This is a genomic window from Acinetobacter sp. ANC 3929, from assembly GCF_000369405.1.
Taxonomy (GTDB): domain Bacteria; phylum Pseudomonadota; class Gammaproteobacteria; order Pseudomonadales; family Moraxellaceae; genus Acinetobacter.
The window spans coordinates 984,435-996,528 of record NZ_KB850000.1; the positions used below are offsets into that span (position 1 = coordinate 984,435).

The window sequence follows — 12,094 nt, forward strand, 5'->3', positions numbered from 1 at the left end:
CAAGTGGCGATCACTGCCATTAATTTTGGGTATCTTCTATATGTGCCTGAATCACGCTTTCAAAATTTTTATCTGCTTGGAAACCTAAAGATTCGGCATACTCAGCTTTCACCTGAACAGGCCAACTTTTAACAATACGTTGAATGGTTTTGTCTTCTTGCCATTGCACCAAATCAGTTGCTTGTTTACCCGCAACTTTTTCAAGCGCCTCAAGCATTTCTTTAACCGTGACCGTTAATCCCGGTAGAGGAATAATTCGGTTATCTTGAAGTACATCTGAAGAAATTGACGCCGCTTTAATCATTGATTCGACACAGCGCCGTGGTGAAGTCACAAAGACTGGAGTATCTAACGGTACTGGGCAAACGGCCATTTCACCTTTTAATGGTTCGCGGATGATTGAGCTAAAAAATGTCGATGCCGCTTTATTGGGTTTACCTGGACGAACCACAATAGTCGGTAGTCTTAAAATACGGCCATCAATAAAGCCTTTTCTTGAGTAATCTGAAACCAGCAATTCTCCTACTGCTTTTTGCATGCCATAAGAAGACTTTGGTGTAACTACTGTCTCATCTGTCACAACTTCTGGTAATTGACCACCAAATACTGCACAGCCACTAGCAAAAATGACTCGAGGCGTGGTTTGTTTCTTTCTTAATTCTTCTAATAAATTTAAGAGTCCATACAAATTAACATCCATACCTAAATCAAAATCGGCCTCGGCTGCTGAGCTCACCACAGCAGCCAAATGCCAAACAACATCAATATTTTCTGTAATATGAGCAACTGTAGTTTTATTGGTAATATCACCGACAATCACTTCAACTCTCGGATCTTGCGGCAAATCATCGCCTGCAAATGCATCAAACAGAATAATTTTATCGATGGGCTCAGGTTTATTGTTATCTAAAGTCAACCTGCCAGTTTTTAAGATCTCTTTGGCAATTTGTTTTCCAATAAAACCTGTTCCACCAGTGATTAGCACATTCATATAGAGGTCCTTTCCTAGTTTTTCTTCACTTAAAAACTTTTGTAATTGTCGTGAATTAAACGATAAGGACTCCTTTCAATAATTTCCAATGAATAATTTCTAAATATTGATAACTTTTTAATATCAGTTTTATGTTGATAAATTTACTCAATAAAGCAAGTTGTCTTTCAACTTGCAAACTTCAAACCTACCCAGAGCTTGAGACTGAATACTTTATTTACGTTTTGCATTTTTAAGTAAGATATTAATGAATGCTGCTGCAATATCAGACACTGGTTCATCTTTGCGCGTCAAAATTCCATAATCTTGTGCATCTAAAATTAGATTTGTTTCTAAAATCTGTAAATGCCCTTCTTTTACCTGATCAATCACCATGGCTTCGGGCAACATCCCCACCATAGGTGCTCCTTTTAATATCTGCAAAAAGGTTTGCATCGACATAGTATTGACCGTATTTAAAGGAATTTTAACTTTTGCTCGGGCAAATGCGCCTTCCATACGTTCTCGAATTGGCGTCCCTTTAGGGTAGAGTACCCATGGCCAGTTTAGTAATTCTTCTAATGTACAAAACTTTTTCTGGGCACATGGATGAGCATAATTAACAACAATACAAAACGGCTCCGGGCCTAAAGGTTGAAAATCAAAAAACTGACTTTGCGTCACATCAGTAAAACGGCCTACTGCTAAATCTAGAGTATGTTCACTTAGCATTTCCATTAAATGGTCACTGGTTTGTTCAACAACATCGATAGAAAGTAGCGGCCATTGTTCTTTAATCTCAATAATGGAGTTTGGAATCACCACAGCCGTTGCGGCAAAGATACCGCCTACTTTTAAAAACCCGTGACCACCCAACCGTAAAATTTCAATATCTTCGACAAAATGTTTTGCATCGTTTAATACACGCTGGGCATATCGAATTACATGTTCGCCCAAAGCCGTCACCGGCATATTTCGAGGCAATCGTTCAAAGACAGGAAAGCCTAATAAACCTTCTATTTCCTTTAGCATTTTACTCACCGCAGGCTGACTTAAGTTCATCTGTTCGGCTGCCAAATGCATGTTATTGGTCCTCGCCAAAGTTTCCAACAACACCAGATGTTTGAATTTCAACCAATTATTTAAACTTGCGTATGTTAAATCCGCCATTTTCAAAAATCCTTTCCGATAACTTTTCGTTATTAATAATTAAATTATTACGATTGGTGTTTATTAAATAAGAAACATATCATGATTTCAAATAAAAGAAGGACGCTTTAAATGAACTTTACGTTAAATTCCCAGAACTCATTACCAGACGATACTACTCAAGGATGTTTAATTGGTCGCGCGTGGATTCCAAATCAAATTTCTGGTCCATCTCCAATTCTTTTAAAAGGCGATCAGGTTTTTGATATTTCAGAAAAGTTCCACACGATTTCTCAGTTACTTGAAAGTTCGGATCCTTTAAAAGCTTTATCTGAAATTGAAAGAAAATTAGTTGGGTCAATTGATGAGTTATTTGCCAACACAGTTGCTAAGCCAGATACAAACAAGGCATATTTTTTAGCCCCTATTGATTTACAAGTCATTAAAGCGGCAGGTGTTACTTTTGCCGCAAGCATGTTAGAGCGTGTGATAGAAGAACAAGCAGGTGGCGATGCACAAAAAGCTCAATCGATCCGTGAAGTGGTACAAAAGGTAATCGGTAATAATTTAAAAACAATCGAACCCGGCTCTGAAAAAGCATTACAACTCAAAAAGTATTTAATTGAGCAAAAAATGTGGTCTCAATATCTTGAGGTTGGTATTGGTACCGACGCTGAAATTTTTACGAAAGCACCTGTTTTAGCAGCTGTGGGAACTGGTCAAAATATTGGTATTCACCCGAAGTCTGAGTGGAATAATCCAGAACCAGAAGTTGTATTGGTTGCAAATAGCCACGGGAAAATTTTAGGTGCGACTTTAGGTAACGATGTGAATTTACGGGACTTTGAAGGCCGTAGCGCCCTACTGTTGAGTAAAGCCAAAGATAACAACGCATCTTGTGCAATCGGACCGTTTATTCGCCTTTTTGACCATACTTTTAGTTTAAATGATATCCGTGCTTGTGATGTTGAACTGAAAATTGAGGGTACAGATAACTTTGTGCTGAATGGTGTGAGTTCTATGTCCCAAATTAGCCGTGACCCCGAAGATTTAATTCAACAAACCCTTAATGAGAATCATCAATATCCAGACGGTTTTGTTTTGTTTTTAGGAACTTTGTTTGCACCTACTCAAGACCGTGAGCAAGCTGGGGCTGGCTTTACCCATAAAGTCGGAGATGTGGTCCGTATTCATTCACCTAAACTTGGAACTTTATATAACACGGTTATGACCAGTGACAAAGCAACGCCGTGGAATTTTGGAATAAATGCTTTGATGCGTAATTTAAAGCAACGTGAATTACTATAAATTTCACGTATTATCGACTGGTTCAATCGTAATATTGATCACTTAAAAAATTAAATTGCTGAGCAAAATCAGTAGAAGGATCTAAAAATGAATAATCAAGATAAACGGATTTTTTTACGTAGCCGAGAATGGTTTGATGATCCTACACATGCTGACATGACTGCACTCTATGTCGAGCGTTACATGAATTATGGATTGACCCGCGCCGAACTACAGTCAGGTCGACCAATGATTGGTATCGCACAAACGGGGAGTGATTTAACCCCCTGTAACCGCCATCACAAAGAGCTTGCCGAACGGGTTAAGGCAGGCATCCGTGATGCTGGCGGTATTCCAATGGAATTTCCCGTTCATCCCATTGCAGAACAGTCTCGCCGCCCTACCGCTGCCTTAGACAGAAATTTAGCTTACTTGGGTTTAGTTGAAATATTACATGGCTATCCACTCGATGGCGTAGTCCTAACAACGGGCTGTGATAAAACCACACCTGCCTGTTTAATGGCAGCAGCGACAACCGATTTACCCGCCATCGTTTTATCTGGCGGCCCAATGCTAGACGGTCATTTTAAAGGTGAATTAATTGGCTCGGGTACGGTGCTTTGGCATGCAAGAAATTTACTTGCCACGGGTGAAATTGATTATGAGGGATTCATGGAAATGACGACTTCGGCATCACCTTCGGTTGGGCATTGCAACACCATGGGCACCGCACTTTCAATGAATGCCTTGGCTGAAGCATTGGGCATGTCTTTACCTACATGTGCAAGCATTCCCGCGCCGTATCGCGAACGTGGGCAAATGGCCTATATGACAGGCAAAAGAATATGTGAAATGGTTTTAGAAGATTTACGTCCCTCGAAAATCATGAACAAACAATCATTTGAAAATGCCATTGCAGTAGCCTCAGCATTAGGTGCATCAAGTAACTGCCCTCCTCATTTAATTGCAATTGCTCGTCATATGGGTATTGAGCTGAGTTTAGAAGACTGGCAACGCGTTGGAGAAAACATTCCGCTCATTGTGAACTGCATGCCTGCGGGTAAATATTTGGGTGAAGGTTTTCACCGTGCTGGCGGTGTTCCTGCTGTTTTACATGAATTACAAAAAGCGGGCGTTTTACATGAAGACTGTGCATCAGTCAGCGGTAAAACGATGGGAGAAATTGCTAAAAATGCAAAAACATCTAATGCAGATGTCATCTTTCCATATGAACAACCATTAAAGCATGGCGCTGGTTTTATTGTCCTTAGCGGTAATTTCTTTGATAGCGCCATCATGAAAATGTCTGTCGTGGGTGAAGCATTTAAGAAAACATATTTATCTGATCCAAATGGGGAAAATAGCTTTGAAGCACGGGCAATCGTTTTTGAAGGACCAGAGGACTACCACGCACGAATTAATGATCCTGCCTTAGACATTGATGAACATTGTATTTTGGTTATTCGAGGCGCTGGAACAGTTGGCTATCCAGGCAGTGCAGAAGTTGTAAATATGGCTCCACCCGCAGAGTTAATTAAACAAGGAATTGAATCTCTGCCTTGTTTGGGCGATGGCCGTCAAAGTGGGACATCTGCTAGCCCTTCTATCTTAAATATGTCACCCGAAGCCGCGGTAGGCGGCGGCATTGCTTTATTAAAAACCAATGACCGTTTGCGCATTGATCTAAATAAACGCTCTGTAAATGTCCTCATATCAGACGAAGAGTTAGACAAACGCCGCGAGGAATGGAAACCAAGTATCTCTACATCTCAAACGCCTTGGCAAGAAATGTATCGCAACATGGTTGGCCAATTATCAACGGGTGGTTGTTTAGAGCCGGCAACGTTATACATGCGTGTAGTCAATCAAAATAACCTTCCACGACATTCTCATTAATTTCAGGATTTTATTATGACCATTATCGGATACAACTTTATTGGCGGTTCACGTAGTGCACAAAATACAACTTTATTTAAAAGTGTGAATGCAACGACTGGCAAAGCTTTACCTTATGAATTTCATCATGCAACCGAGCAAGAAATTAATCAGGCTTGCGAAGCTGCAAGTCAAGCGTTTAAAACTTACCGTCATACTTCACCTGAACAGCGTGCAACTTTTTTAGAAAATATTGCCGATGAACTCGATGCTTTAGGTACAGATTTTTTAGAAATCGTCTCACAAGAAACCGCTTTACCACTTACACGTTTGCAAGGCGAACGTGGTCGTACCAGTGGACAAATGCGCCTGTTCGCCAAAGTGTTGCGCCGTGGTGACTTTTTAAGTGCCCGTATTGATACCGCTTTGCCTGATCGTCAGCCTTTACCTCGCCCAGACTTGCGCCAGATTAAAATCGGTGTTGGCCCTGTTGCGGTATTTGGTGCAAGTAACTTTCCCTTAGCATTCTCAACCGCTGGTGGTGACACAGCATCTGCTTTAGCCGCGGGTTGTTCTGTTGTAGTCAAAGCGCATAGTGGTCACATGGCTACAGCAGATTTCGTGGCTCAGGCAATTGAACGTGCTGTCGAAAAATCAAATATGCCAAAAGGTATATTTAACATGATCTATGGCAACGGTGTGGGTGGACCTTTAGTGAAGCATCCCTTAATTCAGGCAGTTGGTTTTACTGGTTCGCTGCGTGGTGGCCGTGCTTTATGTGACATGGCCGCAGCCCGTCCACAACCGATTCCAGTCTTTGCTGAAATGAGTAGTATTAACCCGATGCTGATGTTACCCGAATCCTTAAAAAACCGTGGTGACAAAATTGCACAGGACTTAGCCGACTCAGTTGTTCTGGGCTGTGGTCAGTTCTGTACCAATCCGGGGTTAATTTTAGGTATTAAATCAGCCGAGTTTAGCCAGCTCATTAGCAACCTAACCAATATTATTGGCGGCAAACCTGCGCAAACCATGTTGAATGCAGGCACCTTAACCAGCTATGCAGCAGGTCTTGAGCATTTAACCCAGCACCAAGGCATTGAACACTTGGCAGGTCAAGCCCAGCAAGGTAATCAGGCACAACCTCAATTGTTTAAAGCTGATGTTGAGTTGTTATTGGCAGGCGACCAGCTTCTGCAAGAAGAAATATTTGGGCCAGCGACAGTGGTCATTGAAGTTGAAGATAAAAAACAACTTCTACAAGCGCTACAAAGCATGAATGGTCAACTGACTGCAACTTTAATTGCCGATAAAGTAGACTTAACTGAGTTTGCAGATGTCGTTCCTGTACTAGAAGAAAAAGCAGGCCGTTTACTACTAAACGGTTATCCAACTGGTGTTGAAGTATGTGATGCCATGGTACACGGTGGACCATATCCTGCAACTTCAGATGCACGAGGTACATCAGTTGGAACTTTGGCCATTGATCGTTACTTACGCCCTGTGTGTTATCAAAACTACCCGCAAAGTTTATTGCCAGAAGCCTTAAAAGATAGCAACCCATTGCAGATTTTAAGATTGGTCAATGGTGAGATAACTAGGAATCCAATTTAAATAATGAAAATTGGATTTTAAGAGGTCTTTGATTGGGCAGTTAAGTTTAAGTCTATAATTGCCCTCCCTAAGTTTCATACAGTGCCCAATAATAGAATAAAATCAAAAAATATTATTTTTAACAAACCATTAGATTCTAAAATTATCACAGTAATATTTAGATGAAATCCGATACCTCATTTATGTATGCAGGAAGTTTAAAGAAATACGATGTTTTCATTCTTCATTATCGGTAAAATAGTGGATTCTTCCATTATCCATTGCGTATCTTATGTCTGAGCAATTATTCATCCAAGGTCCTGTTGGTCAAATTGAAATGTTTGTTGATCAACCCCAAGGTGAAATCACAGGTTTTGCTGTTGTCTGCCATCCACATCCCTTACAAGGTGGTACACCGCATCATAAAGTCCCTGTTTTATTGGCTCAGATTTTCAATGAAATGGGCTGTATTGTGTATCGTCCAAGTTTTCGTGGTTTAGCTGGCAGTGAAGGCACACATGACCAAGGCCATGGCGAGACTGATGACATCATGGCTGTGATTGAATATGCCCGTGAAAAGCATGCAGGTTTAACCTTCTACGCAGGTGGTTTTAGCTTTGGTTCACATGTACTGGCAAAATGCCAAGCCCAACTCAGCAATGAGTTACGTCCTAAACAGTTAGTGTTATGTGGTTTACCCACAGGTTCAGTGGTTGACTTACGCCATTATAAAACCCCTGCAATTGACGGCGATATCTTATTTGTTCATGGCGAGCAAGATGATATTACTTTGCTTTCAGATATGGTTGCATGGGCAAAACCACAAAAGCATCCAATCACGATTTTGCCAGGTGCCAATCATTTCTTCACAGGTTATTTAAAGCAGCTCAGACAAGTCATTGCTCGTTTTTTAAAACTGTAGACTTAACAATAAATTACTAAGAAAACTATACGTCTTTTAAATCCAATGTCTGTTATATCAGTATAGATGTACAGACATTCGGGTTCTTTAATAATGAAATTAAATAAAAAACAAGGACTTTTTTTAAAGCAAACGATTGAACAATGGCAACAACAAGGCACGATTACGCCCGATGTAGCCAATGATTTAAATCAGAGTTTTTCGATTCGGCCTTTTGATTGGCAACGTTTGGCAAAATACTCCTTCTGGATTTCAATGATTTGTGCCGTGATTGCCATCGCAGCAATGACTGCAGATAAGTTTTTAATGGAACTGATTGAAAAAATCTTTATTGATTCCAAAATCATTCCTTGTCTGATTTTTGCAGGAGTTGCTGCAGCCTTTTATGGCTTTGCATACCGACGACGCACAACCAAACCGCTGCATCAATTTAGCAATGAAGCCATTATTTTTGCAGGTGTGCTCTCCACCGCAGCCTCTGTGGCTTATTTTGGACAAGCCATTGATACCGGCAGCGGACATTTCTCTTTATTATTCCTGTTTTCAACCATCATTTATGCAGTACTTGCCTTCTGGTTCCCATCCAAATTGATTTGGGTATTTTCCTTACTTTCACTGGGTTCATGGTTCGGAACTGAAACAGGTTATATGTCTGGCTGGGGTGCGTATTATCTAGGGATGAACTTTCCTTTACGCTTTGTCTTCTTTGGTGGCGCACTGATTGGGTTGAGCCTGTTATTTAAACGCCATGCGTATTTTAAGGACTTTGCACATTCAACTTATGTCATGGGTCTGCTCTATCTGTTTATTGCCTTGTGGATTCTCTCAATCTTTGGCAATTATGGGGACTTAAGTCGTTGGTATAGCGTTAAACAATATGAGTTGTTGCATTGGGGTGTCTTGTTTGCCTTTATTGCCATCATTGCAATTGTCTATGGTTTAAAACACGATGATGCCACTTCACGTGGTTTTGGTATCACCTTCTTATTTATCAATCTGTATACCAAATACTTTGAGTTTTTCTGGAATGGTATGCATAAAGCCATTTTCTTCATGCTACTGGCGATATCCTTCTGGTGGATTGGTCGGCATGCCGAAAAGCTCTGGAATTTAGAGTTTCTAACCAACCAATCGCAAAGCAAGAAAGAAAGATCATCTAGGTGAATAATTACTGGAAGTCACTCCAACTCAAACCAAACCGAGCCAAATACTTTTTGACTCGGTCACTGTCATTGGTGCTATTACGTTGCTGGCGTGAAGCTGCAAACAGTTGACGTCCAGCATCAGCCATGGACTTGGCCCTCTCACAGACATGAAGTACGCCACGTAGTTGAATTTGATCAAACTCATCAATTTCCATTCGCTGTTCAGAGTTTAAATACTTAAATAAAATATCTGATTCTTTCGATTCGCTTTTTGTCGTTTGAATCGACCACAACTGCTTTAAACGCTGAATCTCTTTTTCCACGGTCTCTGAACGGATCAGTTCCCCACTGGATAAAGTCGCTAATCGTGTCACGCTGGCGGTCAAATCACGGAAATTTCCCTGCCACGATGCTTCGCTAGATTTGGCAAATTTCAAATACATATCGAGTGCATCACGTTGAAACCGCAACTGTCGCTGATGATTTACCGCAAAACGTTGCAATTCAAATTCAATATTCGGTGCAATATCTTCGATTCGATCTTTAAGATTAGGTAAAAAGAAAGTCCATGTATTGAGTCGTGCCCATAAATCTTCACGAAAGTGCCCTGCTTGCACTTCGGCTCTTAGGTCTTTATTTGTCCCTGCAATCAATTGAAAATCTGCCTGAACTTCTTTATCACTTCCTACAGGAAAGAAGGATTTGTCCTCAAGTGCTTTAAGCAACATTGCTTGCTCATCTAGTCCAAGCTCACCAATCTCATCCAGAAACAGAATACCCTGATCGGCACTTTTCAATAATCCTGTCCGCGAAGCTGCTGCGCCAGTAAATGCACCTTTAATATGACCAAACAAACTGGACATGGCACTATCACCACGTAGCGTTGCACAATTCACATCAATAAAGCGACCACTTAAATGAAACTTATCCTTTTTTAAGAGAAAAATTTGTTTAGCTAAATGTGATTTTCCAACCCCTGTTGCTCCCATAATCAAAATCGGAGCACTTGATCGTGTCGCTACCAGTTCAACCTCGATAATGAGTTGATTAAATTCTTGATTATAAGTTGAAATATTGGCTTTAAGCTGTTGCCAGTTTTGTTGCTGCTCATCTTCAAAACGCTGCTTGAGAACATCATAGCGAGACAAGTCCAGATCAATGATACGATATTCACCTTCTGGTGTTTTCTGTTGATTTGGTGCACTTTGAATCAGCTTGGCAGGCAAATAATTAGCATCGACTAGAAGATACCAACAGATTTGAGCAACGTGCGTGCCTGTGGTGATATGCAAAAGATAGTTATTTTTTTCAGTATCAAATGGATACGTTTTTACAAAGTCATACAGCGCTCCATAGACCTCGGCAAAATCCCAAGGATCACGAATACTCACTCGATGACCTGACACTGTGGTTGATGGAGAAACATTCTGTGCATCTTCAGCAATAAACTTGACTAAATTATGGTGTTGCCGATCATGTAGTAGCACCAGTTCATCGACAATCAGATCTTCATGCATCAGAACACTCAAAGTCGGACGCCAACGCTGCCATCGGTCAGGACGCTTTCCTTGATCTAGAGTAGAACCGACAAAACCAATTACGACAGTTTTCTTTGCATTCAGCATAATTTCTATAATATTTTATATATGTCTATCATATACAATACGCAATTCGATGAAAAATTCCAACAATATGCTTCATTTTACTTTTTTAGGCACGTCTTCTGGTGTGCCTACACTGACACGCAACGTTTCTGGTTTAGCCATCCGTAACAGCAACAATAAAGACTGGATATTGGTTGATGCAGGTGAAGGCACACAGCATCGGATTCAGCAGGCAAAGCTTTCATTACAAAGCTTAATTGCGATCTGCATTAGCCATGTTCACGGTGATCACTGTTATGGTCTAATCGGCTTACTCGCAAGTGCAGGTATGAATGCCCGTACTACACCTTTAACCATTATCGCTCCCAAAGAAATTCAACAATGGATTGAAGTTACAGCGCAGCTCACGGATCTACATTTACCTTACCCACTCCGCTTTATTGATGTAAATGAAGCGACTCAGATACAGCAACTGACAGATAACCTTTCAATTCAATCCCACTCCCTCAGTCATCGTGTACCTAGCTTTGCATTTAGTATTATCTCGCAACACACTCAAAAGCGATTAGATACACAGGCTTTGATTCAACTCGGTGTGCCAAAAGGCAAAACTTGGGGTGATTTACAACAAGGTCTGGACATTCAATTTAATGGACAAACTTTAAAAGCTGTCGATTTTACCCAGTTACAGATACAACGCGTACATGCCATTGTCGGCGGTGATAATGACCGTCCTGAATTATTAGCACAAGCTTGCGAAGATGCTCAACTGTTGATTCATGAAAGCACCTACACACAAGCTATTTTAGATAAAGTGGGCCCAAGCCCGATGCATAGTTCGGCAAAGATGGTTGCAGAATTTGCTCAGCAACAAGGGCTAAGCAATCTGATCCTGACGCACTTTAGTCCGCGACATCAAGATAGTGCTGGGCAGCAAGCGATTGCAGAAGAAGTTACTAAATCCTATAAAGGTAACTTCTACTTAGCTCATGATTTTGATCAATTCACATTGGATACAACAGGAAAACTCAGTAAAGTAAGTGCTCAATAACATGAGATTACAGTATTCTTATCAGGGGATATCAGGTGAGAAGAAATCAAATATTCTTCGTAATAGGCGAAGTGGTAAGGTAATGATCCCATAAACAAGCTCAACTGAGATATCAATCAAATCGAACCAGTACCACGCATCATTTCTACGATCATGATTTTCACGATTGGGTTTCACCCAATAAGCAGATAGAAAACAAACTAAACTTAGTGCAAGAAAAATAAGATTAAAATCTTCCAACAGAAACCGCACAACACAAAATACCCCTACGAAAAATAAAACAATCGTGAGTAAATAACGAAAAATATCCATTAGACTGAGCAATTTATTTATGTTTTGTTATGGTTATAACATGCCATTATACAAAGACATACTGAAAGTGCTGACATCCATCTGAAAAATATCAAATCCCTATCGCCGCCTATGCTCAAAACATCAAGTTTTAATACCGATGATAAAAATGAAACGAATATCGAGTAGAGATATCTCAGCTTCCCT

Annotated in this window: 10 protein-coding genes; 6 read left to right on the forward strand and 4 right to left on the reverse strand. The window is 40.5% G+C overall.

The window, feature by feature from the left end; genetic code table 11:
• Positions 1-19: 19 nt before the first annotated feature.
• Both denD and F909_RS03635 read right to left on the reverse strand, forming a co-directional pair.
• The gene (denD, locus tag F909_RS03640) at positions 20-991 is read right to left on the reverse strand and encodes a D-erythronate dehydrogenase (protein ID WP_005153537.1); all 972 of its coding nucleotides are present in this window, start codon (positions 989-991) and stop codon (positions 20-22) included.
• A gap of 213 nt (positions 992-1,204) precedes the next feature.
• Entirely contained in the window at positions 1,205-2,140 is a 936-nt protein-coding gene (locus tag F909_RS03635; protein ID WP_005153538.1) for a LysR family transcriptional regulator, read from the reverse strand.
• A gap of 111 nt (positions 2,141-2,251) precedes the next feature.
• On the opposite strand from F909_RS03635, the gene F909_RS03630 reads away from it, so the two are divergent.
• The 5 genes from F909_RS03630 (at position 2,252) to F909_RS03610 (ending at position 8,960) form a co-directional block, all read left to right on the forward strand.
• Positions 2,252-3,427, forward strand: coding sequence for a fumarylacetoacetate hydrolase family protein (locus tag F909_RS03630; protein WP_005153539.1), 1,176 nt, complete (start codon positions 2,252-2,254; stop codon positions 3,425-3,427).
• A gap of 87 nt (positions 3,428-3,514) precedes the next feature.
• Positions 3,515-5,302: an IlvD/Edd family dehydratase gene (locus F909_RS03625; RefSeq protein WP_005153540.1), complete on the forward strand. Its 1,788-nt coding sequence runs from the start codon at positions 3,515-3,517 to the stop codon at positions 5,300-5,302.
• A gap of 15 nt (positions 5,303-5,317) precedes the next feature.
• The gene (locus F909_RS03620) at positions 5,318-6,895 is read left to right on the forward strand and encodes an aldehyde dehydrogenase (NADP(+)) (protein ID WP_005153544.1); all 1,578 of its coding nucleotides are present in this window, start codon (positions 5,318-5,320) and stop codon (positions 6,893-6,895) included.
• Between the two features lie 271 nt (positions 6,896-7,166).
• A complete protein-coding gene (locus tag F909_RS03615; protein ID WP_005153545.1) occupies positions 7,167-7,796 on the forward strand; it encodes an alpha/beta hydrolase in 630 nt (209 codons plus the stop codon).
• A gap of 93 nt (positions 7,797-7,889) precedes the next feature.
• Positions 7,890-8,960 (forward strand): DUF2157 domain-containing protein, encoded by a 1,071-nt coding sequence (locus F909_RS03610; protein WP_005153546.1) that lies wholly within the window; start codon positions 7,890-7,892, stop codon positions 8,958-8,960.
• 4 nt (positions 8,961-8,964) lie between these two features.
• On the opposite strand, the gene rtcR is transcribed toward F909_RS03610, so the two are convergent.
• Positions 8,965-10,566 carry an RNA repair transcriptional activator RtcR gene (gene rtcR / locus F909_RS03605; protein WP_005153548.1) on the reverse strand — a complete coding sequence of 534 codons (1,602 nt, stop codon included), beginning with the start codon at positions 10,564-10,566 and terminating at the stop codon, positions 8,965-8,967.
• A gap of 67 nt (positions 10,567-10,633) precedes the next feature.
• Here rtcR and F909_RS03600 point away from each other — a divergent pair, with 67 nt between their 5' ends.
• The gene (locus F909_RS03600; RefSeq protein WP_032878125.1) at positions 10,634-11,596 is read left to right on the forward strand and encodes a ribonuclease Z; all 963 of its coding nucleotides are present in this window, start codon (positions 10,634-10,636) and stop codon (positions 11,594-11,596) included.
• Between the two features lie 21 nt (positions 11,597-11,617).
• Here the strand turns inward: F909_RS03600 and F909_RS21435 are convergent, their stop codons facing one another.
• The gene (locus F909_RS21435; protein ID WP_005153551.1) at positions 11,618-11,908 is read right to left on the reverse strand and encodes a hypothetical protein; all 291 of its coding nucleotides are present in this window, start codon (positions 11,906-11,908) and stop codon (positions 11,618-11,620) included.
• Positions 11,909-12,094 lie beyond the last annotated feature (186 nt).